Consider the following 24,628-nt stretch of genomic DNA (forward strand, 5'->3'; position numbering starts at 1 on the left):
CGGCCCTGATCTGGTGGGGTATCCGGACCGACCTACCCGAGCTACGGGACAGGTGCTCCGGTGCTCGCGAGGCCGAGCCGGGCGACCGCCGCCGTGACGAGCTCGTCCGGAGGCAGCGAGACGTCGAGGACCACGCCGGACTCGTCCGGGCGCAGCGGCTCCAGGATCGCCGTCTGGGAATCCAGCAGGCTCGCCGGCATGTAGTGCCCGGCACGCCGGGACATCCGGTCCCGGATCACCTGCGCCGGCCCGTCCAGGTGGACGAAGTCCAGGTCCGGCGGCCCCTGCCGCAGCAGATCCCGGTAGGACCGCTTCAGCGCGGAGCAGGCCAGCACCGTCGACACGCCTTCGGCGTGGCGGGCGGCCATCCACGCGGCGAGGTCGCGCAGCCAGGGCCAGCGGGCCGCATCGTCCAGCGGTACGCCCGAGCGCATCCGCGCCACGTTGGCCTCGGAGTGGAACTCGTCCGCCTCGGCGAACGTCAGCCCGGTCAGCTCGCTGATTCCCCTGGCCACGGTCGTCTTGCCGGCACCGGACACGCCCATCACGACGACGTGCCGGGTCGGCCGCGGGTCACCGTGGGCGCGACGCCCGTCACCAGTCATGGACGGTGCCGTCCTTGAGCCGGTTGAACGGCAGGTACGCCGCCGTGTACGGGAACCGTGCGGCGGCCTGCTCGTCGAGTTCCACGCCGAGACCCGGCTGTTCCCCGGGGTGGAGGTAGCCGTCGGCGAAGGTGAACGACTGCCGGAACACCTCGTTGGTCAGCGGTCCGTGCTGCATGTACTCCTGGATGCCGAAGTTGTGGATGGCGAGGTCGAGGTGGAGCGCGGCCGCCATGCCGACCGGTGAGATGTCCGTCGGACCGTGGATACCGGACTTGATCTGGTACTGCGCGGCGAAGTCGAGGAGCTTGCGCATGGCCGTGATGCCCCCGGTGTGGGTGACGGCGGACCGTACGTAGTCGATGAGCTGTTCCCGGATGAGCGTCTGGTAGTCCCAGACCGTGTTGAAGACCTCGCCGATGGCCAGCGGCGTGACGGTGTGCTGGCGGACCAGCCGCAGCGCCTCCTGGTTCTCCGCCGGGGTGCAGTCCTCCAGCCAGAACAGGTCGTACGGTTCGAGGTCCTTGCCGAGCCGGGCGGCCTGGATCGGGGTCATCCGGTGATGGCCGTCGTGCAGCAGCGGCAGTTCGGGGCCGAACTCGTTGCGTACCGCCTCGAAGACGCCGGGGAGGTGGCGCAGGTAGGACCGGGTGTCCCAGTCCTCCTCGGCCGGCAGCGGGGTGCGCTGCGCCGGTTCGTAGTCGTAGCGCTTGCCGTCGGGGCCGGGCTGCGCGGCGACCCCGTAGACGGCGTTGATCCCCGGCACGGAGGTCTGCACCCGGATCGACCGGTAGCCGAGCTCGAGGTGGTTGCGGATCGAGTCGAACAGCTCGGGGAGGTCCCGCCCGGAGGCGTGCCCGTACGCCATGACGCCGGTCCGCGACGCGCCGCCGAGCAACTGGTAGAGGGGCATTCCGGCGGCCTTCGCCTTGATGTCCCAGAGCGCGACGTCGACGGCCGCGATCGCCGCCATGGTCACCGGTCCGCGCCGCCAGTACGCCGAGCGGTACAGGAACTGCCAGGTGTCCTCGATGCGGTGCGGGTCCCGCCCGATCAGCAGCGGGACGACGTGGTCGGCCAGGTACGAGGCGACCGCCAGTTCCCGCCCGTTGAGGGTGGCGTCGCCCAGGCCGGTGAGCCCGTCGGCTGTGGTGATCTTCAGGGTGACGAAGTTGCGGTCGGGGCTGGTGACGATGACGTCCGCTGCGACAATCTTCACGGGGTGCCTTTCTCAGGTGGTGCTCAGCGAAGGGTGTTTCCGGTTTCGTGGCCGTCGAGAAGGGACAGTTCGTCGCGGCGGGGCAGCCCCTCCCAGTCGCCGTGACCGGCGACCGCGAAGGCGCCGAGGGTCACCGCGCGGCGCAGGCGGCCGGCCAGGTCGAGTCCGTCGAGGTGCCCGGAGAGGTAGCCGGCGGTGAACGCGTCGCCCGCGCCGACGGTGTCCACCGCGGTCACGCGCACCGCCGCGACCTGCCGCACGCCGTCGCGGGTGTACGCCCGGGCGCCGTCGGCGCCCAGCTTGACCAGTACGGTCTGCACTCCGCGCGCCAGTAGGCCCGCCACCACCGTGGACTCGTCCCACCCCGGTTCGCCGACGAGGTCCAGCTCGTCGGTGGAGGCGATGACGACCGACGCGTGGGCGGCCAGCGGGGCCAGCGCGGCGCGGGCCGCTTCCCGCGTCCAGAGCCGGCTCCGGTGGTTGACGTCGAGGCTGACGAGCATTCCGGACCGGGAGCCGGTCTCGGCCGCCCACCGGGTGGCCTCGCGGGCGCTGTCGGACAGGGCCGGGGTGATCCCGGTCAGGTGCAGCACCCGGGCGCCGTCGGCGATCGGCTTGCGCAGGTCCGCCACGCGCAGGGCCGATCCGGCCGAGCCCGCCCGGTGGTACCGCACCCGGGTCAGGTCGGCGGTACGCCGTTCCAGGAACAGCAGACCGGCGGGCCGGTCGGCATCCCTGGTCACGTCGTCCACGCCGACGCCCTCGGCGCGCAACTGCCGCAGCAGGTACTCGCCCAGCTCGTCGTCGCTGACCCGGCCCACCCAGGCGACCCGGTGCCCGAGCCGGGCCAGACCGATCGCGACGTTGGACTCCGCCCCGGCCAGGTGCATGGTCAGCGCGTCCCCGGCCGCCAGCGGGCCGGGCGCCCGCAGCGACACCAGCGCCTCGCCGAAGGTGAGCAGGTCGACCGCGGTCATGAGGCCGGCGGGCGGGCAGCCGCCGCCAGGTAGGCCCGCGCCCGGTGGCGCAGCCCGTCGAGGTCACCGCCGGAGGCGGCGTCCCCGACCAGCGGGCCGCCGACGCCGACGGCGATCGCCCCGGCGCTCAGATAGGCGGGCAGCTCGGCCAGGCCCACCCCGCCGACCGCGACGAAGGGAATGTCCGGGAACGGGTCGCGCAGCGCCTTCAGGTACGCCGGGCCGCCGAGGGCCGCCGGGAAGAGCTTCACGGCGGACGCCCCCATCCGCACGGCCGTGTACGCCTCGGTCGCGGTGAGCGCCCCGGCGGCGACCGGGAGTCCGCGGCGCACCGCCTCGGGGATAGACTCGACGACGGCCGGGGTGACGACGAACTGCGCGCCGGCGGCGAGCACGTCGGCGACGTCGCCGACGGTCAGCACCGTTCCCGCGCCGACCAGCGCTCCGGCGGGCGCGGCCGATCGGATGGCCTCGATGGCGTGCAGTGCGCCGGGCGTCGTGAGGGCCACCTCGAGGACGCGGACGCCCTCTGCCAGCAGGGCGATGCCGGTGGCGACCGCGGCGGCGGTGTCGGTGCCGCGGATGACCGCCAGGATGCGGGCCGCGGCGAGTTCGGTGGTCAGGTCGAGGGTCATGGTCACCATTCCGCGTAGGAGCCGTCGCGGTGCCGCCACATCGGGCTGCGCCAGGCGTGGCCGCGCTTGTCGGCCGCGCGTACCGCCTGCTCGTCGATCTCGATGCCCAGCCCCGGCGCGGTGAGCCGCTCGACGTGCCCGTCGACGAAGGTCAGCGGCGTCCTGTCCAGGCAGTAGTCGAGCACCTCGGCGCCGAGGTTGTAGTGGATGCCGATGCTCTGTTCCTGGATCAGGTAGTTGGGCGTGGCGAAGCCGACCTGCAGGCAGGCCGCCAGGGCGATCGGCCCGAGCGGGCAGTGCGGGGCGAGCTGCACGTCGTAGACCTCGGCGAGCGCGGCGATCTTGCGTACCTCGGTGATGCCGCCGGCGTGCGAGAGGTCCGGCTGGGCGACCGCGATGCCGGCCTGGAGGACGGGCAGGAACTCCTGCCGGCTGTAGAGCCGCTCGCCGGTCGACACCGGGGTGGTGGTGGACCGGACGAAGTCGCCGATGAGGTGGGAGTTCTCCGGCACGACCGGCTCCTCGAGGAACAGCGGCCGGTACGGCTCCAGCAGCGGTGCGAGGCGGCGGGCGTTGGCGAGGGTGAACCGGCCGTGGAAGTCGACGGCGACGTCACGCTCGTCGCCGAGCACCTCGCGGGCGGCGGCCACCCGCTGGACCACCGCGTCCAGTTCGGCGACCGACGCGATCGGGCTCATCCGCCCGGAGGCGTTCATCTTGACGGCGGTCAGGCCCGCCGCCACCTGCGCGGCGATGTGGTCGCGGACCTCGTTCGGCTCGTCGCCGCCGACCCAGCCGTAGACCCGGATCCGATCGCGGACGGGCCCACCGAGCAGTTGGTGCACCGGTGCCCCGTACCGCTTGCCCGCGATGTCCCAGAGCGCCTGGTCGAGGCCGGCCACGGCGCTGGCCAGGATCGGGCCGCCCCGGTAGAACGAGCCCTTGGTCATGACCTGCCAGTGGTCCTCGATCCGCAGCGCGTCCCGGCCGATCAGGAGTTCGCCGAGCTGCTCGACGGCGGTCCGGACGGTTTCGGAGCGCCCCTCGCAGGTCGCCTCGCCCCAGCCGACGATCCCGGATTCGGTCTCGACGCGGACGAAGAGCCAGCGGGGGGCGACGAGGAACGTCTCGATGCGGGCGATTGTCGTCATGGTGTCCTCAGCCCTTCGTCGCGCCGGCGGTGAGCCCGGAGACGACGTACTTCTGCACGAACAGGGCGATCAGCATGATCGGCAGGGTGACGACGGTGGCCGCCGCCATCAGGCCGCCCCAGTCGATGCTGGCGTAGCCGACGAAGTCGAAGATCGCGACGGGCAGGGTCTTGGTGTCGGCGCCGGAGAGCACCAGGGCGAACATGAAGTTGTTCCAGGAGAAGATGAAGGACAGGATGCCGGCGGTGGCCACGCCGGGCACCGAGAGCGGCAGCGTGATCCGGCGGAACGCGCCGATGTGGGTCAGCCCGTCCACGAGCGCCGCCTCCTCGAGTTCGAGGGGGAGGCCGTCGAAGTAGCCCATCATGATGTAGACCACCAGCGGCAGCGACACGAACATGTGGCTGAGGACGAGCACGCCGAACCCGCCGACCATCTGCAGGTTGGAGAAGACGTAGTACCAGGGCACCAGGAGCGAGACACCGGGGATGACCCGCGCCATGAGCACCACCAGCGCCGACTTGCGCATGTTGAAGCGGCTCATCGAGTAGGCCGCCGGCACGCCGAGCAGCAGGGAGAGCGCGGTGGCCGCGAAGGCCACCCAGAGGCTGTTGCCGATGAACTGGACGTAGTTCGCCTGCTTCAGGACGTTGGCGTAGTTGTCCACGGTGGGCGAGAAGACGACCGCCTTGCCCGTGTCGTAGATGTCGACGTTGGTCTTGAACGACGCGGCGATCATCCAGAACAGCGGTGCGAGCAGCGCGATCACCACGACGGCGAGCGCCACGAAGCGGAAGATCCGGTAGGCGGAGCGGGCCTTCATCGCTGCGCCTCCTTCCTGCGGGACGTCAGGGCCCACATCGACCCGATGATGATCAGGAAGAAGATGATGAGGACCGTCGATGAGATGCCGTACTCGTTGTAGTCGAAGCTCAGGCCGTAGGCGTACACGTTGAGCGTCTCGACCTCGTGGAACGAGCCGCCGCCGCGGCCCTTGGTGGCGTAGAGGATGTCGAAGGTCTTCAGCGCGTCGATGCCGCGCAGCAGGATCGCGACGATCACGGTGGGCATCACCAGCGGCAGGGTGACGTGCCGGAACCGCTGCCAGCTGCTGGCGCCGTCGATCCGCGCCGCCTCCTGGGGCTCGTCGGAGAGCGAGGTCAGGCCCGCGAGCAGGATCAGCACGACCATCGGCGTCCACTGCCACACGTCGATGAAGATCGTCGTGGGCAGCGCCGAGTGCTGGCCGGCGAGCCACGGCTGGGGTCCGATGCCGAACCAGCCGAGCAGCTGGTTGGCCATACCGATGTTCGGGTCGAAGATGAGCCGCCACATCATGCCGACCGCGACCGGGGTGGCGACCAGCGGCATCAGGATGGCGACCCGGACCCACTTCTGACCCCGGAACGGACGCCACAGCAGCAGCGCGACGGCCATGCCGAGGACGACCTCGAACAGCAGCGCGACGACGGTGAACGCGGCGGTCCGCCCGACGGCGGGCCAGAACCGGTCGGTGTCCGAGAGCACCTCGACGTAGTTCTGGAAGCCCACGAACTCCGACTCGGCCCGCACCGAACCCTCGGCGTCGGTCAGGCTCAGATAGCCGGTCCAGGCCAGCGGGAAGACGATCAGCGCGGCGACGAACACCATGGCGGGCGCCGCGAAGAGCCACTTGCGATGCTCGTTGGCCCAGCGGGCCCAGCCGGGCGTGTCGGGTGTGACGGAGGCGTCGTGGGGTCTGGTGCGGGTGGTGACTGTTGCCATGAGATCTCCGGGGTGGGCGGGCCGGACGGGGGAGTGGGGGTGGGGGTGGCGGAGCCTGACGGCGCCGCCACCCCCCGCTCGGCTTACTTGGCCTCGTCGTCCAGGAACTTCTGGAACGCCGTGTTGGCGGTCTCGGCCGCGGCCGCCGCGTCCTTGCCGGCGATGGCGTCGACGATCGGCTGGCCGACGATCTCCCGGGCCTGGGCGACCTTGTTGACCAGCGGGCGGTCGTGACCGATGCCGTCCTTGGTGCTGGCCGCGATGGCCTCGACGAGGTCCTTCGGGTAGGACGCGGTGCCCTCCGGGTTGGCCCAGACCGAGGTACGCGCGCTCGGCACGCCGGCCTTCTGCTGCGCGAGCGTCTGCTCCTTGCCGGTCGCCCACTCGACGAACTTCCAGGCGTTGCTCTGGTTCTTCGAGCTTTCGTTGACGCCCAGCGCCCAGGAGGGGATGTTGTAGGGCTTCGAACCGGCCGGGCCGGCCGGGAACGGCGCGAAGCCGACGGTGTCGGCGACCTTCGACTTGGTCGGGTCGGTGGCGTTCTTGTAGAGCGAGTTGGCCTCGGTGTAGAAGGCGGCCTTGCCCTGGGTGAAGATGGCCATCGCCTCCGGCCAGCTCATGTCGGTGCTGACGTTCGCCGGGCCCTGGTCCTTGATGAGCCCGCCGTAGTACGCGTACGCCTGCTTGGCCTGCTCGGTGTTGACGGTGGCCTTGCCGCTGCTGTCGACGAAGTCACCGCCGAAGCTGTAGAGGAAGCTGGAGAACTGGGTGACCGCCGGCGACTTGCCGGTACGGGCGACGAAGCCGGCGACGCTCGGATCGGCCGCCTTGATCTTCGTGGCCGCCGCCTTGAGCTCGTCGAGCGTCTTCGGCGGGGCGGTCAGCCCGGCCTTGGCCAGCAGGTCCTTGCGGTAGTACAGGACCTCCTGCTCGGTGATGATCGGAACGCCGACCGCCTTGCCCTCGTACGAGGTGGCCTGCACCGGGCCGGCCTGGAAGTCGCTGAAGTCCCAGTCCTTGTTGGACTTGACCTCGTCGGACAGGTCGGCGAGGTACTTGTTCTTGGCGAACAGCTTCCCCTCCTGCAGGGGGCGGTACATCATCACGTCGATGTCGCTGGAGCCCGCGTTCAGCTTGACGTTGTACTGGTCGGAGAGCTGGTCCTCGCCGAGCTGGGTGAGCTCGACCTTGAGCCCGGTCTGCTTCTCGAACTCGGGCAGGGCCTTCTTGATGTTCTCCGTCCACACGTGGTTGGCCAGCGTCACGCGGACGGTCTTGGAGGCGCCGCTGTCCTCACCGCCACCGCCGCACGCGCTGAGGCCCATGGCGGCAACCACGGCCAGAGAAGTTCCGATTATCGATCGACGCCGCACGTCCATCTCTCCTTCTGTCGTGGCCGCCGCCCGGGGGGAGGAGCGCCACATCGTTGTAACGTCCGCTTAACGACCGGATGCTAGGCCGAAAAAGCTGACTTATTCAAGAGGTGATCTCCAACTGATATGCTCCGAACCGTGGATCAGTCCTCCCCAGGGGTCGCACCCGTCCAGCACGCCCCTGCCGACGCCGGGCTGCACGCCCGGGTTCTCGACCACCTCGGCACCGCCATCTGCGGCGGCGAGGTGGCCGCCGGATCCGTCCTCAACATCGACGACCTCGTCGAGCGGTACGCCGTGTCCCGCTCGGTGATCCGCGAGGTCCTGCGGGTGCTCGCGTCCATGGGATTCGTCGAGACCCGGCGCCGGGTCGGGGTCATGATCCGACCGGCCGAGGCGTGGAACGTCTTCGATCCGCAGGTGATCCGCTGGCGGCTCGCCTCGGCCGGCCGCATGGCGCAGATGCGCTCGATCACCGAACTGCGGACCGCCGTCGAGCCACACGCCGCGTGGCTGGCCGCCGGCCGCGTCGACCACGACGAGGCGAGCGACCTGGTCGGGCTCGCCGCCAAGATGTGGGCCGCCGGGAAGGCCGGCGACGAGGGGCGCTTCCTCAGCCTGGACATCGAGTTCCACCGGCGGGTGCTGGTCGCCTCCGGCAACGAGATGTTCGTGAAGCTCCAGGAACTGGTCGCCGAGGTGCTCACCGGCCGGCACCACTACCACCTGATGCCGCACTACCCGGACGAGCAGGCGCTGCAACTGCACGCCGACGTCGCCCAGGCGATCCAGCGACGCGACGGCGAACGGGCCCGGGACGCCATGGTGCGGATCATGGAGCAGGCGTTCGACGAGATGAAGTCGATGTGGGAGCAGACGGGCGAGCCCGGCCAGGGCTGACTCCGCTGAGCCGTGGCGTCCATATCGCCGGGGGTATGACCCAGCGGATAGGGTAGGCCGATCGACTCACATCAATATGATGGCCGCATCCCTGAATCAGGTGCGCTCCTCACGAGGCGTGCCGGTCGGAATGCGGAGGACCACATGCTTCGTTGGCGCACCCTCACCGGCCTGCTGGCCGCCGCGTTGGCCGCGGTGACCGCGGGCAGCCTCACCCTCGCCGCGCCCGCCGCCGCGGCCGAGCCCACGCCGACCCCGTACGTCGTCGGCGGCACCCGTGCCGCCCAGGGGGAGTTCCCGTTCATGGTGCGGCTCTCGATGGGCTGCGGCGGGGCCCTGTACAGCCCGCGACTGGTGCTCACGGCCGCGCACTGCGTGGGCGGCACGGGCACCAACACCAGCATCACCGCGACGTTGGGCGTGGTCGACCTGCGGTCGTCCAGCCGGATCACCGTCCGGTCGAACTACGTCTACCGCGCGCCCGGCTACAACGGCAACGGCAAGGACTGGGCACTGATCCGGTTGGCCACCCCGGTCACCGGGCTGAGCACCCTGCCGATCGCCAGGACGACCGCCTACGACAACGGCACGTTCACCGTCGCCGGCTGGGGCGCGGCCCGAGAGGGCGGCTCCCAGCAGCGGTACCTGCTCAAGGCGACCGTGCCGTTCGTGAGCGACTCCACCTGCGACGCCAACTACGGCGGCCAGGTCATCGTCGCCGAGGAGATCTGCGCCGGGTACGCCAGCGGCGGCACGGACACCTGCCAGGGCGACTCGGGCGGCCCGATGTTCCGCCGCGACGCCACCAACGCCTGGATCCAGGTCGGCATCGTCAGCTGGGGCAACGGCTGCGCCCGGCCCAACTACCCCGGCGTCTACACCCAGGTGAGCTACTTCTCGTCGTCCATCGCCTCGGCCGCCGCCAGTCTCGGCGGCTGACCGTACGCCGCCGGTCCCGGCGGCTGACCGTACGACCCCGCGCGGCCCGGCTGACGACCAGCCGGGCCGCCGGCGTGCCTGCGTAGGTGTCACCGGGCTGTCACAGGAAACGCACAGATTCTGGCGCGCGGTGACGCTGGGGTGACGCCGAATGCGCAGACTTTCAGCTGAGGCGAGCGATCCACGGGCCACCCGAGGCCCCCTTCACCGGTCCAGCCGGCGGTCGGTCGGCTCCGACACAGCCTTCGTCGCCCATGGTCCCCCGGTGCAGGGAGTCGATCGTGAACTGTGACAAGAACACCCGGTTGTCCGCGGCAGGGGGCAGCACACCACAGCCGGTGTCCGACGCCGAGCCGACGGTCCGCCTCCTGCTGCTCGGCGGCTTCCGGCTGCTGCACGGCAGGCGGCCGATGGTGGTGCCGCGCGGCCTGCAACGCACCATCGCGCTGATCGGCCTGCGCCCGGGCGCGACCCGCGCCCAACTGGCCGGCCCGCTCTGGCCGGAGGTGCCGGAGGAGCGCGCCCTGTCCTCGTTGCGGACCGCGCTGTGGCGGCTGCGCCGGGACCCGTCCTGCCCGGTGATCACCGACGGCGACACGGTCCGGCTGCACCCGACGGTCGACGTGGACGTCGACGAGCTGGCCCGGGCCGACGCCCGGGTGAGCCAGGGCGGCGATCCCCGGCCGGCGGCGGCGGTCCTCGCCGCCGGGCGCCACGACCTGCTGCCCGGCTGGTACGACGACTGGGTCCTGCTGGAGCGGGAACGGCTCAGACAGTTGCGGCTGCACCTGCTCGACGAGATGGCCCGGGCCCACCTGCGCGCCGGCGAGCACGGGGAGGCGTTGCAGGCCGCGCTCGAGGCGATGGCGGCCGAACCGTTGCGGGAGACCCCGCACCGGCTGGTGGTCCAGACGCACCTGGCGGAGGGCAACGCGTACGAGGCGCTGCACGCCTACTTCGTCTACCGCGACCTGCTGCGCCGCGAGTTGCAGCTGGAACCGTCCGCGGCGATGCGCGCGCTGATCAGCGAGGTGCTCGCGTCGCACGACCGGCCGAGGCAGGCCCCCGCCCAGCCGGCGCGCGGTGTCCCGCGACTCGTCCCCGGCCCGGCCGGCGACCGCGCCAGCGTGCGCGCCAACCCCGGCCCGGCGAACCGCCTCCCCGCGCCCACGGCGGGCCACCCGCCGGCGTGGGCGCCACTGCTCCGCGGGCCCGTCCCCGCGCCGTCAACGCGGCCGGACCCGGCGACGGTCAACGGTGACGGCGGGGTGACGCGAGGTCCGGCAAGGTCGCAGGACGACGGCGTCGCGGTCCGGGCGCCGCTGGCCGGGACCTGCCACCCGGCCCAGCCGGGAGTGCCGCCGTTCGGTCCGGGCGACCGGTCGAGAAAGGACGGACGCCGGCCGTCGTCCCGACCGTGAGGCCGGCGGACCGGTCGAGGAACCACCTCCGCGGGGCCCAGGAAGGAATCCGTGATGATCCGCAGAACGCTCACCGCTCGCGACTCCCGCCCGGCAACGGCCGACGTGCGCCGTCGAAGAAGGTGCCACCGCCGCACCATCGCGCGCAGGCCGTCGAAGGAGCTTCCATGATCAGAACCATGTGCCGCATACGCGCGCGGCCGGGCTGCGAGGACGCCGTGGCAGCCGCGTGGCGAGCGGTCGCCGGGCAGGTCGGAGAACTGCCCGGCAACCTCCTGCAGGCCCTGCTCCTCGACCCCGACGATCCGCGCTCGTTCGTCGTCGTCACCGAGTGGACCGACGAGTCCGCGCTGCGCGGCTACGAGAACGGCCCCGTCGCCGCGCGCTTCTCCGCCGCCGTCCGCCCGCTGCGGGAGCCGCCCTCGGCCGACAGCTACCAGGTGATGCGCGACCCCGGCGGGCCGGGGCGGAGCATCTTCGTGGACGTCGAGGTCACCGTGCCGGCCGCCCGGCTCGCCGAGTTCACCCGCGGCTACGCCGAGGTGAAGGCACGGATGGCGGGAGTGCCCGGCTACCTGCGCGAGGACCTGCTGCGCGAGCCCGACTCGGACGTCCACCACATCTTCGCCGAATGGCGCAGCGAAGCGGAGTTCTTCCGCTGGATCGGCAACCCCGCACACGCACAGGAGGAGGCCGGGCCGATCGCGCCGTTCCTCCTCGACTTCCGGCGCCGCCTGTTCCACAGCGCGGCTCATTCCGACACCAGGCGAGAACCGAGTACGGGCAAGGAGATCGACGTGCACACGACAACGGACGTACTCATCGTCGGAGCGGGGCCCACCGGGCTGACCGCCGCCGTCGAGCTGGCTAGGCGCGGCATCGAGTGCCGGGTGGTCGAGAAGCGGGCGACCCCGCCGGGGCAGGCCGACAAGGCGATCGGCGTGCACTGTCGCACGATGGAGATCTGGGAGAGCCAGGGCATCGTGCGCGACGCGATGGACGCCGGGATCTGGTTGACCGGCAACATGGTGTTCGTCAACGGGGTGCAGACCCACCAGATGAGCTGGGAGCTGCCCGAGCTGCCCTACGCGCACCTCGGCCTGCCCCAGTACGAGACCGAGCGCATCCTCACCGAACGGCTGGCCACCCTCGGCGTCCGCCCGCAGCGCGGTGCCGAGCTGGTCGCGTTCACCCAGGACGACGACGGCGTGCTGGCCACGCTCGCGACCGCCACCGGCGAGGAGACGGTACGCGCGAAGTACCTCGTCGGCTGCGACGGCGCGCACAGCAAGGTCCGCGAGCTGCTCGGGTTGACGTTCTCCGGCGGGCTGGGCCGGTTCCCGCAGCTGTTCATGCTCTGCGACGTGGACGTGGACTGGGACATGCCGGAGGGCCACCTGCTCCGGTTCATGCACGAGACCGACGGCCAGATGGACGGGATGCTGGTCTGCGTGCCGCTGCGCGGCGAGTCCCGGTACCGGATCGCCACCCTCGCGCCGCCCCGGTTCTTCGCGCAGACCGGCGGGCAGGACGCCCCGCCGGGATTCAGCGAGGAACTCGCCGAACCCACCCTCGCCGACCTCCAGGTAGCGCTGGACCGGCTGGCCCCGCCAAGCACCCGCGCGTCGAACCTGCGCTGGTCGTCGGTGTTCCGGATCAGCCACGGGATCGTGGACCGGTACGGCGACGGCCGGGTGTTCGTGGCCGGCGACGCGGCCCACCTGCACCCGCCCGCGGGCGGCCAGGGCATGAACACCGGCATCCAGGACGCCTGGAACCTGGCGTGGAAACTGGCCCTGGCGGTACGCGGGATCGCCGCACCCGGGCTGCTCGACAGCTACGAGACCGAACGGCGCCCGGAGGGCGAGGAGATCGTCGGGCGGGCGGTGCGGATGGCCTTCACCGACGAGCTGGACCGCGACGACCTCAAGCGGCAGTTCCTCCAGGAGATGTCCATGTTGCTCAGCTACGCGGACAGCCCGCTGGTCGGCGAGTCGCTGTCCGCTCCCGACGCCCTGCGCGCCGGCCCCGGGCCCGGCGACCGCGCTCCCGACGTCGGCGGCCTGCACCGGCGGGGCGTCGGGCACCCGCTGCGCCTGCACGAGCTGACCCACGGCACCCGGCACACGCTGCTGCTCTACGCCGACAAATTCGCCGACCCGGCGGCGTCGACCGCCCTGGGGAAGCTGTGCGCCGACGTCCGCCGGCAGACCTCCGGGCAGGTCGACAGCTACCTGCTGCTCAGCCCGGACGCCCCGGTGCCGGCGCTGCTCGATCCGCCGGTGGTGCACGACGCCGAAGGCGCCTTCCGCGCCACCTACGGCGTCGACGGCAGCGGCCTCTACCTGATCCGCCCGGACGGGCACGTCGGGTTCCGCAGCCAGCCGATCGACGCCGACGCGCTCGGCAAGCACCTGCAACTGGTCTTCGGGGGCGCGCGATGACGACGGTACGCACCGTGCTCGCCATGCGTACCAAGGAGGGCTGCGAGGAACGGTTCGAGGCGGAGTGGCGCTCGGCGGCGGAGGAGATCCGCGCGCTGGACGGCTGCCTGAACCAGGACCTGGTCCGCGACGCCGACGACCCGCGCAGCTACCTGATCATCAGCGACTGGGCGGACCGCGAACGGCTGGACGCCTTCGGCCGCAGCGAGCACCGGGACCGGCTGTTGCAGATGATCCGCGAGCTTCGCGAATCCGCGCAGCGGCACACCTACCAGGTTCTGCACAGCGTACGCAGCGAGCCCGAGGAGTCGCGATGACCGAGGATGCCGTACCCGCGTCGGAGCTTTACACCCCCGAGTTCGCCGCCAATCCCTATCCCGCCTTTGCCCGGCTGCGGGCGGAGAAACCGGTGTGCCCGATCAGCTCACCGCGGTTCGACTCGTACCTGATCACCCGGTTCGACGACGCCAAGGCCGCGCTGATCGACCCCCGGCTGTCCAAGGACCTCTACGGCCCGGGCCAGGAGTACCTGCGGATCTTCGGGCCGAACTCCGAGGCATTGAACAAGAACATGCTCAACGCGGACCCGCCCGAGCACACCCGGCTGCGCCGCATCGTGTCCCAGGCGTTCGCGCCGCGTCGGGTCGAGGCCCTGCGGCCCCGGGTGGCGGAGATCGTGGACAACCTGCTCGACAAGATCATCCCTCAGGGCCAGGCCGAGCTGATGCACGACTTCGCGATCCCGCTGCCGATGATGGTGATCAGCCACCTGCTCGGCATCCCGGAGACCGACCACGAGCGGGTCCTCGACTGGACCCAGGTGATCAGGACGTCCGGGTCGTCCGGCCGCAGTCCCGCGGAGGACCGGGCGGCCGTGCAGGAGGCCCAACTCCGGCTGCACCACTATCTCGCCGACCTGGTCCAGGCCAAACGCGCGCACCCCGGCGACGACATGATCAGCGCGCTGATCGACGCCTGCGAACACGGCCGACAGCTGTCCGAACCCGAACTGGTCACCACCACGTTCCTGCTGCTGTTCGCCGGGCACCAGACCACCGCGGACTTCCTCGGCAACGCCACCGTGGCGCTGCTGACCAATCCCGACCAGCTCGACCTGCTGCGCGCCAAGCCGGAACTGCTGCCCTCGGCGATCGAGGAACTGCTGAGGTTCGACGGCCCGCTGCCGGTCGCCAGTCCCCGGATCGCCACCGAGGACGTCGAGTACCAGGGCGTCCGCATCCCGCGCGGGTCGATCGTCGGCGTGGTGATCAACGCGGCGAACCACGACCCGGCCCACTTCGCCGACCCGGACCGGCTGGACCTGCGCCGGGTGCGGGGACCGCACATCGGCTTCGGCCACGGCGTCCACTACTGCCTCGGTGTCTCGCTGGCCCGGATGGAGGCACAGATCGCCATCGAGGCGCTGCTGCGCCGGCTACCGGACCTGCGGCTCGGGGTGCCGGTCTCCCAACTGCGCCGGCTGCCGGCGGGGTCACCGTTCCGTGGCCTGCTGGAGCTTCCGGTCGAGTTCACCGCCGGGGGCGAAGGGGCGCCGCCCCCGATCGACGGGGGCGCGGGAGCACCGCCCCCGATCGGCAGCCAGAGATCACCGTCCACGCAAGCACCCGTCCACACACCCGAGGAGCGGTAATGGTCTTCCGAAACGTGATCGTCTGCCACATGGTTCCGGGCAGTGACGACATCGTCGGTAATGTCTTCGGCTACTACGACAAGTCGACCCGCCCGCAGGACCTCGGCGTGATCGGGCGCCGGCTGCTGTCCTTCCACGACCTCTACATCCACGTGATCGAACGCAGGGAGGACCCGCGGATCTCCGGCCAGACCCGGGGACTGCCGGCGTTCCAGAAGATCGCCGAGGCCATCGCCCCGTACGTGACGCCATACCCGAAATACTGGAAGAACCCCTCCGACTCCGTCGCCAAGGAGTTCTACAGCTGGGTCCCCGACGAGGACCCGGCGCCGGAGTCGGCCGGCCGGAACCTCACCGTCATCATCGGACGGATCAAGCCCGGCGCGGAGCCCGATGTCGCGCGCATCTTCGGTGAGTCCGACGCCGGGTCGCTGCCGGTCCAGCTCGGCGTCACCGGGCGCTGGCTGTACTCGATCGACGACGTCTACGTGCACCTGTTGGAACGCACCGACGCGGCGGTGGCCGAGGCTGCGGGGCAGGACCATGAGCAGCCGGTGTTCGCCAAGATCATGGCGGAGTTGAGCCCGTACATCAGCCCGTACAACCCGGAGACCTGGCGTGGGCCGGAGGACTCGGTGGCCAAGGAGTTCTACCGCTGGCAGGCCGAGGACTGACCCTCTCGGTGGCGGTCGCCGTGGCGTCACGGCGACCGCCACCGGGCCGGGGGGTTGCTCAGCCCCGGTGCGGATTGATTGACCCAACTTTCCAGGTCGTAGAAGGCCTCATCCACCCCGCGATTCCTTCCGCAGGCGGGCTGCGCACAGTTATGATCTCCGATCGTTAGCCATGCGTGCCTCGTCGAGGACGCATACCGCCAAATTGGCGCAATCCTGAGGGGGGTTCCGAGCGTGCGGCGTGGCGCGGTGGCGTTGTTACTGGTCGCGATGGTGGCGGGGTGCGACTCAGCCAAGCCCGAAGACGCACCGTCGTGGCACGCCCCAGGTATCTCGCCCCCCGCCGCCTCGGCCCCGGCAGCCGACGGGTCGCCGGACAGAGCAGCCTCCGTTCCGTCCGGCCTCCTGACCACGAGCGTGGGCACCGATCCCCAAATGACTACCACGAAACTGACCGTCCATGACATCAGGACTGGCCGGCCCACATTCACCGCAATCATGCCGGGCTGGCCCCTTCGCACGCGCCTGGGCAGGCGGTCCTTCAGCCCCGACTGGTCCACCCTGGTGTGGGACAACAACTGTGAAGTCCGATTGGCGAAGCGGGCAGGCGACGGCACTTACCGGCAGGTAGGTGCCTGGCAGCCGCCCGGCTGGACTTCGCGCGGCGATGGGCCGCTCTGCTACTGGGCGCCCACGTTCTCAGGTGGACGGGTCTGGCTGGTCGTCGGCCCCACCGGCGGCGGAGCTGGCAAGGTTGCGTCCTTCGACCCTGCCGCCCTGGGATCCCAGCCGCGCGAGGAACAAGCCGAGGCGGTCACGTTGGACGCCGAAGGGCACGGCGCCACCCGCATCGACGTTGTCCTCAACGGCAGGGAAGGGGAAGGCTCCAGTGGCACGCTTGTGGCGAGCGAGCATGCTTTGGTTAGCGCCGAGGTCCGACTCACTACGGACACGAATGCCACGTCCGTCCTCTACGACTGCCGCGAGCGCGTGGATCACCGGACCCTACTGTGCTTCGCACTGGGCAGTGGACAGGTATACGGGGCAGTGGCGCTGCTGACCGCAGACCGAGGCGCGAGAACCATCGCGCTACGGCAGGGCGTTCCCAACGTCAAGGGCGGGCTTCGGGGCGCGTACCTTGCGCCGGACCACAAGAGGGTTGCCCTCCACACCGACGACGGGTGGTACCTCGCGGACCTCGGCACTGGTCGGCAGCCGCGAAAGGCCTTTCCCCAACTGGACACCGAGGGTGCAGAAGTACTGTTCTGGGCTTGAGAACGGGCCCCACAACCACCGCGGCGGTGCCGGCGAAGAAGGCGGACGCCGAGATCCTGAACCTCGGCTAAGGCCGAGCGGCCGACCGGGCCACCGAGTCACCCAATCGCGGGCGAGGTAGGGCGTGCTGCAGCGGCGACCGCCTCGCTGTCGGCGGCATGACCGGATGTTCAATGCCGACCTTGGACTGCATCCTCGCGCCGAGCGGGTCGGCGCCGCGCAGCAGCTGATCGGCGGCCGCCAGGCAGCGGCGGGGCGTCGGCGCGCTCACGCCAGCACCTTCGCCAGGGCGCGGGCGTCCGTGACCAGGCCGGGCAGGTCCGCCAGGTACGCCCCGTGCACGCCCTCCCGGCAGGCCCGGTACGCGCCGACCGCCCAGCCGCCGTGGCGCCCCAGCCAGCCGAGCACGTCGCCACCACGGTCCGCGTCGTCGAAGACGGCCAACGCGACGATCGTGGTCAGCCGGCGGGACGCGTCAACGATCGCCGCCTCGACCTCGTCATGCGGCACGCCCCGGGTCACCCGGACCCGCCACACCCGCAGGTGGCAGGCCGCCTCGACCGCCGACCGGCACAGCTCCGCCACCACCGGCCCGCGTACGTCGGCGGGCAGCTCGTCGTTGCGGGCCAGGGCCCGCGCGTCGTCCAGGTAACGAGTGACCGGGTCGGAGCCGGGCCGCAGGGTCACCACGGACCGCTCGGCGCGCTGCACCTCCACAATCCGCGCACGCCCCAGGTCGAGCCGGCCCACGGCGTCGGGCAGCCGGGTGTCGTGGGTGAAGACCACCACCTGCCGGTCCTCGGCCAGCTCGGCGAGCACCCGGGCCAGCCCGTCCACCTTCGACGGGTCCATGCTCTGCACCGGGTCGTCGACGACGATGAACCGGAACGGGCTCTCCGGGGCGCAACTGCGCGGCAGGAACGTCGCCAGCCCGAGGGCCTGCATCTCACCCTGACTCATCACGCCCAGCGCGGTGCCGTTGTCGGCGCCGTCCACGCTCACCGGGAAGACCACCCGCCGCCGGGTGTTCGTCCCGGCCAGGGTCATCGCGCCCAACTCGACGTTGCTCTCCTGCCGCAGCTGCTCCCAGATCCGCTGCGAGTGCGCGGCGAACGGCGCGATCCGCTCGTCGCGAACCGCCGCGCCGGTCTCCTTCAACCAGGCCCGCGCGGCCTTCACCCGGGCCAGCGTCGCCTCCCGCGCCGCCAACCCGCCCACGGCGGCAACCCAGTCGCGCAACTCGGCCGCCGCCGCCCGCCACCCGGTGTCGCGCTGCCGCAGGAAGCCTTCGGCGTACGCGCGGGCCGCGTCCGCCGCGGCCACCACCGCCGGGTACCGCGCGGCCAGGTGGTCGGCCAGGTCGGCCGGTTCCCCGGGTACGCCCCGCAGCACGGCCACGGCCTCCCGCAGCGCCCCGAGCAGCGCCTCCGCTCCGTCGCCTTCGCGCAGCATCGCCACTCCGTCACCCTCGCTCGGTGCCGCCATGCCGGCGTTTCCGGTGAGGGCTCCCGCTCCGGCGTTTCCACTCAGGGCTGCCCCGCCGGCGTCTCCGCTCGGTGCACCCATGCCGGCGCGTCCGTTCACGGCTTCCGCGCCAGCGTTCCCGCTCGACGCCCCCGTGGCGACGCCCTCGGGGAGGACCTTCGCGCTGACCCCTTGGCGCGGCATTGTTGTGCCGACGCTCCTGACCGGCGACCCAGTCGGCGGCTGCGATGCGGGCCCACCGGGCACGGTCAGGTCGTCGATCAGGTGGTGCGTCTGGCGCAGCAGCGCGGTGAGCCGGGTCGCTGCGGTCTGGGCGGCGACGCTGCGCTGCCGCAACTCGGTCAGGGTCACGGCGGCGGAGGCCCGCCACCCACCGTCGAGGGCGCCGCTGGCGCAGACGGGACAGGGCCCGTCGCCCCGATCATCGTGGTGTTCGATCGCGAGACGCAGGAGTTCGGCGCTGCGCAGCGCCGCCCGGGACCGACCGCCGTCGTACCGGAGGGTCTCGGTCGCCGCCTCCCGCAGCTGCCCGGCCAGCCGCGTCACCTCGTCCACCGGCGGCGGGTCGAGGGCGGTGAGCTCCCGGCAGAGCAGCACGGCCTCGTCGGCGGTCACCTCGTCCGGCTCGTCGAGGATCGCCGTCAACGCCGGCAGGTCGACCGCGCCCCGTCCGCGCAGCATTACGGCGGCCCGCCGGGCCCGATCGTCGGCGACCCCGGCGAGCAGGTCGGCCAGGGCGGCGCGCTGTGCGCGTACCTCCTTGACGGCCGTGCCGTGCGGCCGGGCGGCGCGCATCAGACGCTGGTCGGCGTCGGTCAGCGCGTCCAGGCCGAGGATGGCGAAGAGCGCGTCGAAGAGCTGGCTCTGGGTGCCGGCGGCGAGCCGGCCCAGCTCGGCGGCGGTGAGGAACGGCCGGTACAGCTCCAGCGGGCGGGCCAGGCCCAGCTCGGCGAGGCCGTCGCGCCGCCCCCGCGCGCTGGTCACGGTCACCTTCGCGTCGGCCAGCTCACCGCCGGCGGGCCAGGCCCGCGCCACCCGGGTCGGTGTGGCCTCGCCGTCGACCCGCAGCTCCACACCGATCCGGCACGGATCCGGGGCGTGCAGGTTGCGCCACCCGGTACGCCACACACTGGTCTTGTCGGCCCAGCGGGCGCTGTCGCCGGTGAGGGCGAGTTCGACGGCCTCGGCGAAGCTCGACTTGCCGGAGCCGTTGCGGCCGACGACCAGGGTGAGGCCCGGCCCGGGCGCGATGTCGAGGGTGCGCTCCGGGCCGACGCCGCGGAACCCGGCGACGGTCACCGACTTCAGCCAGATTCGCTCCGACGGCTCGTCATTCGCGGGGGAGCGCGGGTCGAGCCGGGTGGGGCTGCCGGCGAGGGCGGCGGTCAGGTCGTCGTCGCCGGTGAGCACGGCGAGGACCAGCTCGGCGGTGTCGGTCGGTACGTCGTCGGCGGTCAGCCGGTCGAAGATCAGCTCGATCAGCGGCGCGGTGGCCTGTTCGGGGAGGGTCATGGTGGTCTCCAGGCGCGTGGTGTCCGCGGACCGACGGGTCGTCGGCCCGCCCGGGCTGAGCGGTGGAAGTGGGAGGCTGCTGTCGGCCCGGCTGGGGCGAGCAGTGGAGTCGGGAGGCGGTGGTGGCCATCGGGCGCTGTGGAGCTGATGTCGCAAACGAATCAGCGGCTCAACGTCGGCCGCCTCCGCTTCGGGCGCTGTGGACGAGCGGTCAGAGCGTGGCGTTCGCGTGCCAGTCGCGCAGGAACGCGTCGACCAGGGCGTGCGCCCGAGGACGCAGGTCGAAGAACTCCTCCCGCCGGCGGCGAGCCATGTGCGACAGGCCGTCGGCGGCCTCGTTGAGGGCGTGGCCGCTGTGCCCCTTGACGTGCGCGAACGTCAGGTCGGGGCGGCGGGCCACCTGCTCGGCGAGCCGGACCAGGGTCGGCTGATCCGACCAGCGGCGCTCCCGCAGGCTGTAGCCGGCCGGCATCGCATTGGTCTCGCCGGCCTGCCAGCGGTGCAGGTAGCGCAAGGCGGCGAGGCAGTCCAGCAGCACCGTCATGCCCACCGGTGCCTCGTCGTACCCGGTCAGCAGGTAGTCGACCGCGCGCAGCTCGTTGATCAGCACCCGGGAGGCGCCGGTCGGGTCGAGCCGGCCGGTGCCCCGGCCGAGCAGGCCGTAGTGGCCGTCGCTGACGACGTACCCGATGCCGCCGACGCGGCCCTTCCAGCTGGCGTCGGTCGCGGCGACCAGCGGCGCGGACGTCGCCGCCCAGCGGGCGACCCGGCCGCGGCCGCGTTGCTGGTCGTCGCCGGACCGGCGGTGGATGCCGTGCTCGGCGGCCAGCCGCTCGGCGGTGCCGAGCAGCTCGCCGGCGGAGGCCAGCTCGTCGTAGTGGGCGGCGGTGAGGGCCAGGCGGACGGCGTCGCCGATGCGCTGGCAGTCGTCGCAGCGGGTGGGGCGGGTGAAGGCACGCAGGGTGAGGGCGCGGTCGTGCAGGGGAGGGGGGAGCAGGGCCAGGGTGCGGAGGAACTCATCGGGACGCACGACGCCTCCTGACGTCTTGTGATGGGGACGCGCTCATTGAGTTCTCACAGCTCCGACACGTCGGTCACGACGGCGGTCAGCTTGTCGCCGGAGCGCTTGGTACTGGCCATCTCCTCCTGCTGAACAGAGGCGGAGTCTCCGGTCACCTCGAACGTGTTGATGATCGGATCCTCGGCGCCCTTGACCTGGTAGGTCACCTCGTACGTCTTGGACGGGTCGAGCCCATGACCGGTGTAGGTGACGTTGATCCGGTAGGTGATGTTGCAGCCGGCGCTGCCGAAGCACTTCTTGCTCAGGACCTTGACCTTGAGCTTGAAGTCGTTCTTGGTCGGGGTTTCGTAGGTGGGGAGAGGCGGTTCGGTCGTGACCGGCGCAGCGGCGGCGGTGGTCGGGGCCGAGGTGGTCACCGACGACGTCGGAGCAGTCGAAGCAGCGGCCTTGCCCTGGTGGGACTTGTCCCCGCTGTTGGTGGTGGCCAGCAGCGCGCCGCAGCCGCCGAAGCAGAGGAGCAGCACCAGGACCACCCCGCCGACGATCCACCCGACCAAGGGCTTCCTCTTACGAGCGACGGGCTGCGGGCTGCCGGTGTCAGGTGTGCCGGGCTGGGGCTGGGGGTCCGACTCCGGCTGGAACTCGGGCTGGGCCATGGTTCTCTCTCCTCTGTGGTGAGCGGTCAGGGGTGATCGGCCCAGCAACCAGTGGCGCAGCCGGGCGGCTTGGGTTCGGACGGCTCTGAATTGGCGGGGCGGGAGTGGAGCTGCTGTCGTTAGACGGGTCAGGTGGACGGGATGCCGATGACCTCAACCTCGACGCCCTCGTTGCGAAGAGACTTCATCGCTCGGTAGAGCGCGACCTGGGCGAAGGTGAAGAGTGAGTCGACGGTGAGGGTCTTGCCGGAGCCGAGGGCAATCGCGTAGATGACCTTGCTCGGGCGGAAGTCCAGGCCGATGGCGTGGGCCGAGCCGTGCTGGCGGGCCATCTTGACCAGCGCGGACCGCGCGTCGGCCTCGTACCGCAGCGCGTCGACCGACACCTCGCCCTGAGCAAAGAGGTGGCTCAGCGGCGAGCTGCCCTTCGCCCTTTTCACGTGGATCAGCTCGCCGTCCGGCCCGAGCAGGTCGCAGGCCTCGATGCCGCGGTGGTGCTGGCCTGTCCGCAGCAGGCGCCGATCCAGCAGCGTCAGGCCACAAACCGTGGCGGCGTGGGCGTTGTAGTCCGCCTCGTCCGGCAGGTCGGCGGTCCACGCCGGCAGAGCGATGCTCGCCGGTCCAGCCAGGATCTGCTCGATCTCGTGCCGGAGGAACTCGCGGTGCCTGTCGCCGATCTCGTACCAGCCGCCCTCGTGCAGCAGAAGCTGGCTCGAGCCGTGCGCGAGCTGGGCGGTGATCCATCGCGACGCGGCCGTCGAACCGATCTCCTCCGCGCCGGCCGTGTCGGAGCAGAGGGTGATCCGCCCGTTGCAAAGGGAAGCCCACCGCTCGGCGTCGGGCACGCCACTGGTCTGCGTGAGGATGTCGGCCAGCGCCAGCTCCGACAGGCGTGCCGCGGGAAGGCCGGACTTGGGCACCCGCAGCTTGTACGACTGGATCCGCTCGACTTCGTTGAGAACCCGGCCCGGCACGGCCAAACCGATCTCGTCCGGGCCGGGTGAGGCGAGCAGTCGGTCCAGTTGCTCCTCCAACTCCGACAGCCGCGGGTCTCGGGCGGGCACGGGACGGATCTGGGTGATGAACTCCAGGTCCTCGAAGGGAGCTTCCTGCTTGCAGACGCGGTTGATTTCCCGCAGGTCGGCGAGCAGATTCTCCGGCTCGACGCCGAGGTGGATGCGCAGGGCATCGCTGCCTTCGACCGGGGTGGCCTTGCTGGTGGACCGGCAGACCGTCAGGTTCCGGTTGAACGCTCGACCGCAGACCTGCCCGACGATCTCGCCCCACTTGTCGATCCCGTACATCCGGATGTGCTGACCGCCCGGCACCAGGTTGCGATCGACCCGGCCGGTCGTGCCGAACACCCGCCGGCGAACCTGCTTGATCTCGTCTGGCGCGAGCGAACGCACCGCGAAGCCGATCCCGAAGCCTGCGTTGGCCAGGTCGAGGTCGATCATGTGGCGACCGACGGTGCCGTAGGCGAGCGCATAGATGTGGTCGTCGACCGCGACAAGCAGGGCTGCGCCGCCACTGCTGAACCCGAGGTCGATCGTCTGCCCGGTCAGCGACGCCAGCACGTCGCACCAGTCGGCGCGCTCGCGCGGCACCGTTCCGTGCACCAGCAGGGCCGGTGCGCCGGCGACCATGCGCTCCTCGACCGTGAAGTCGTGCTTGCGCAGGTAGCGGTGGTCCAGCGCGTCGTGGAGCCCCTCGACCGTCGGCGGCACCCGCTCCAACTGGTAGAGCGAGGTCGGGTAGGTGCCGGACGGTGGCTCGGGCAGGTCCAGGTCGAAGAGGGTCGGCGGATCGTTCGGCGGCCGGGTGGCGTCCTTGCGAGCGGCACGGCGTCTGGCCGGTCTGGGCGTGGTCGGCTGGTTCGCACGGCGCATGTCGATCTCCTCGCGGCGAGAATCGGGATGGCGGTTGTGCGGGGGAGGGGTGAGCCGGGGGCGGGCTTCGCGGGACCCGCCCCTGGCGCGAGAGGTCAGCTGAGGGCGACGTCGACGCCGCCGGAGAAGGCGGAGTCGTGCAGCTCGAGCTTGGTGAGCTTGACGTTCTTCGGGATGTCGAAGACCAGGACGCCGGTCACCTGGTTGCCGGGGTTGATCTCGTTGAAGAAGGTGCTCTGCTCCTGGTTGGCGTAGAGGCCCGCCTCGGTGTCGGTGGAGTACTCGGTGCCGTCGGCGGTGTAGGCCTTCTGGCTGCTGCCGTCGAGCAACTGCGCCTCCTTGCCGATGTTCTTCACGTTGACCGTGATCAGGCAGAACTGGCCCTGGGCCTTGTCGCCGAGCATCGAGCTGCCGACCTTGGCCACGCCGCACTTCGACGACTTGACCGTGAACTCGAACTTCCCGTCCCGGGCGGGCTGGCCGACCTTCGCGGTCTTGGCGGGCTTGTCGTCGCCCTTGGCGCCTTCACCGCCGCCGGAGCTGCCGGCGTTGTCGGTGTTGCCGGAGCCGCAACCCAACGCGACGAGGCCGGTGGCGATCAGGGCGAGGGTAGTGGTCTTGCGCATGCTGTTCTCCTTGACGGGTCTGATGGCGTCGGCCGAGGCTGGCGCTGGTGGCCACTCTGGTGCCGCATCTCATAAGAGCGGCAGGCGAGCAGACAGGCGACAACGCGTCGTGAGAACCCTGGCTATCAACGCCGTAGGTGCAAAGTCAGATAACCCCCCTTATCACCGAGCGCAGCTTGCTCTGGTTCGTCCTCTGTCGGTAGTGTCGCGGCGCGGACAACCGGACGGGTGGGAGGAGGTGGGGACAAATGTCGCCGACCGTCACGCTGGGGCAGATCGCCAGGTTTGCCCAGGTGCGCCGCCCTAGCGTCAGCAACTGGAGGCGCCGGCATCCTGACTTTCCTGACCCGGTGGGTGGTTCACCTGGGCAGCCACTCTTTGATTCGGATGAAGTAGCCCGGTGGCTGGACC

At 71.2% G+C, this 24,628-nt stretch carries 20 protein-coding genes and 1 pseudogene; 8 read left to right on the forward strand and 13 right to left on the reverse strand.

What is annotated here, in order from left to right; genetic code table 11:
• Window positions 1–41 precede the first annotated feature (41 nt).
• From KBX37_RS04465 to KBX37_RS04500, 8 genes are all read right to left on the reverse strand, one after another.
• Window positions 42–605, reverse strand: a complete 564-nt coding sequence (locus KBX37_RS04465) for a gluconokinase (RefSeq protein WP_210774646.1) — start codon at window positions 603–605, stop codon at window positions 42–44.
• On the reverse strand, window positions 595–1,824 hold the full coding sequence (manD, locus tag KBX37_RS04470; RefSeq protein WP_210774647.1) for a D-mannonate dehydratase ManD: 1,230 nt from the start codon (window positions 1,822–1,824) through the stop codon (window positions 595–597). Before manD ends, KBX37_RS04465 begins: the two co-directional genes overlap by 11 nt.
• A 23-nt stretch (window positions 1,825–1,847) precedes the next feature.
• A complete protein-coding gene (locus KBX37_RS04475; protein WP_210774648.1) occupies window positions 1,848–2,801 on the reverse strand; it encodes a sugar kinase in 954 nt (317 codons plus the stop codon).
• Window positions 2,798–3,436 carry a bifunctional 4-hydroxy-2-oxoglutarate aldolase/2-dehydro-3-deoxy-phosphogluconate aldolase gene (locus KBX37_RS04480; protein ID WP_247657028.1) on the reverse strand — a complete coding sequence of 213 codons (639 nt, stop codon included), beginning with the start codon at window positions 3,434–3,436 and terminating at the stop codon, window positions 2,798–2,800. Before KBX37_RS04480 ends, KBX37_RS04475 begins: the two co-directional genes overlap by 4 nt.
• A 2-nt stretch (window positions 3,437–3,438) precedes the next feature.
• Window positions 3,439–4,587 carry a galactonate dehydratase gene (gene dgoD, locus KBX37_RS04485; protein WP_210774650.1) on the reverse strand — a complete coding sequence of 383 codons (1,149 nt, stop codon included), beginning with the start codon at window positions 4,585–4,587 and terminating at the stop codon, window positions 3,439–3,441.
• 7 nt (window positions 4,588–4,594) lie between these two features.
• The gene (locus KBX37_RS04490; RefSeq protein ID WP_210774651.1) at window positions 4,595–5,410 is read right to left on the reverse strand and encodes a carbohydrate ABC transporter permease; all 816 of its coding nucleotides are present in this window, start codon (window positions 5,408–5,410) and stop codon (window positions 4,595–4,597) included.
• Window positions 5,407–6,351 (reverse strand): carbohydrate ABC transporter permease, encoded by a 945-nt coding sequence (locus KBX37_RS04495; protein ID WP_210774652.1) that lies wholly within the window; start codon window positions 6,349–6,351, stop codon window positions 5,407–5,409. Before KBX37_RS04495 ends, KBX37_RS04490 begins: the two co-directional genes overlap by 4 nt.
• An 83-nt stretch (window positions 6,352–6,434) precedes the next feature.
• The gene (locus KBX37_RS04500; RefSeq protein WP_247657029.1) at window positions 6,435–7,676 is read right to left on the reverse strand and encodes a sugar ABC transporter substrate-binding protein; all 1,242 of its coding nucleotides are present in this window, start codon (window positions 7,674–7,676) and stop codon (window positions 6,435–6,437) included.
• Between the two features lie 186 nt (window positions 7,677–7,862).
• Here KBX37_RS04500 and KBX37_RS04505 point away from each other — a divergent pair, with 186 nt between their 5' ends.
• The 8 genes and pseudogenes from KBX37_RS04505 (at window position 7,863) to KBX37_RS04540 (ending at window position 17,028) form a co-directional block, all read left to right on the forward strand.
• On the forward strand, window positions 7,863–8,624 hold the full coding sequence (locus tag KBX37_RS04505; RefSeq protein WP_307848944.1) for an FCD domain-containing protein: 762 nt from the start codon (window positions 7,863–7,865) through the stop codon (window positions 8,622–8,624).
• Window positions 8,625–8,768: 144 nt separating this feature from the next.
• Window positions 8,769–9,563: a trypsin-like serine protease gene (locus KBX37_RS04510; RefSeq protein ID WP_210774655.1), complete on the forward strand. Its 795-nt coding sequence runs from the start codon at window positions 8,769–8,771 to the stop codon at window positions 9,561–9,563.
• 254 nt (window positions 9,564–9,817) lie between these two features.
• Window positions 9,818–10,660, forward strand: a pseudogene (locus tag KBX37_RS04515) (BTAD domain-containing putative transcriptional regulator); the annotation flags it as partial.
• Between the two features lie 491 nt (window positions 10,661–11,151).
• On the forward strand, window positions 11,152–13,428 hold the full coding sequence (locus KBX37_RS04520; RefSeq protein ID WP_210774657.1) for an FAD-dependent oxidoreductase: 2,277 nt from the start codon (window positions 11,152–11,154) through the stop codon (window positions 13,426–13,428).
• Complete coding sequence (locus tag KBX37_RS04525; RefSeq protein WP_210774658.1) at window positions 13,425–13,745, forward strand: putative quinol monooxygenase; 321 nt, start codon at window positions 13,425–13,427, stop codon at window positions 13,743–13,745. Before KBX37_RS04520 ends, KBX37_RS04525 begins: the two co-directional genes overlap by 4 nt.
• The gene (locus KBX37_RS04530) at window positions 13,742–15,079 is read left to right on the forward strand and encodes a cytochrome P450 (RefSeq protein WP_210774659.1); all 1,338 of its coding nucleotides are present in this window, start codon (window positions 13,742–13,744) and stop codon (window positions 15,077–15,079) included. Before KBX37_RS04525 ends, KBX37_RS04530 begins: the two co-directional genes overlap by 4 nt.
• The gene (locus KBX37_RS04535) at window positions 15,079–15,753 is read left to right on the forward strand and encodes a TcmI family type II polyketide cyclase (protein WP_210774660.1); all 675 of its coding nucleotides are present in this window, start codon (window positions 15,079–15,081) and stop codon (window positions 15,751–15,753) included. The genes KBX37_RS04530 and KBX37_RS04535 overlap by 1 nt, the downstream gene beginning before the upstream one ends.
• A 435-nt stretch (window positions 15,754–16,188) precedes the next feature.
• Complete coding sequence (locus tag KBX37_RS04540) at window positions 16,189–17,028, forward strand: hypothetical protein (protein WP_210774661.1); 840 nt, start codon at window positions 16,189–16,191, stop codon at window positions 17,026–17,028.
• Window positions 17,029–17,295: 267 nt separating this feature from the next.
• On the opposite strand, the gene KBX37_RS04545 is transcribed toward KBX37_RS04540, so the two are convergent.
• The 5 genes from KBX37_RS04545 to KBX37_RS04565 form a co-directional block, all read right to left on the reverse strand.
• Complete coding sequence (locus KBX37_RS04545; protein WP_210774662.1) at window positions 17,296–20,025, reverse strand: AAA family ATPase; 2,730 nt, start codon at window positions 20,023–20,025, stop codon at window positions 17,296–17,298.
• Between the two features lie 211 nt (window positions 20,026–20,236).
• On the reverse strand, window positions 20,237–21,055 hold the full coding sequence (locus KBX37_RS35535; protein ID WP_210774663.1) for a ribonuclease HI: 819 nt from the start codon (window positions 21,053–21,055) through the stop codon (window positions 20,237–20,239).
• A 44-nt stretch (window positions 21,056–21,099) separates the two neighbouring features.
• Window positions 21,100–21,702: a hypothetical protein gene (locus tag KBX37_RS04555; protein WP_210774664.1), complete on the reverse strand. Its 603-nt coding sequence runs from the start codon at window positions 21,700–21,702 to the stop codon at window positions 21,100–21,102.
• 128 nt (window positions 21,703–21,830) lie between these two features.
• Complete coding sequence (locus KBX37_RS04560) at window positions 21,831–23,591, reverse strand: DUF6119 family protein (protein WP_210774665.1); 1,761 nt, start codon at window positions 23,589–23,591, stop codon at window positions 21,831–21,833.
• A gap of 95 nt (window positions 23,592–23,686) precedes the next feature.
• The gene (locus KBX37_RS04565) at window positions 23,687–24,217 is read right to left on the reverse strand and encodes a DUF4352 domain-containing protein (protein WP_210774666.1); all 531 of its coding nucleotides are present in this window, start codon (window positions 24,215–24,217) and stop codon (window positions 23,687–23,689) included.
• Between the last annotated feature and the right edge of the window lie 411 nt (window positions 24,218–24,628).

It is taken from the genome of Micromonospora sp. U56 (assembly GCF_018070095.1).
Taxonomy (GTDB): Bacteria; Actinomycetota; Actinomycetes; order Mycobacteriales; family Micromonosporaceae; genus Micromonospora; species Micromonospora purpureochromogenes.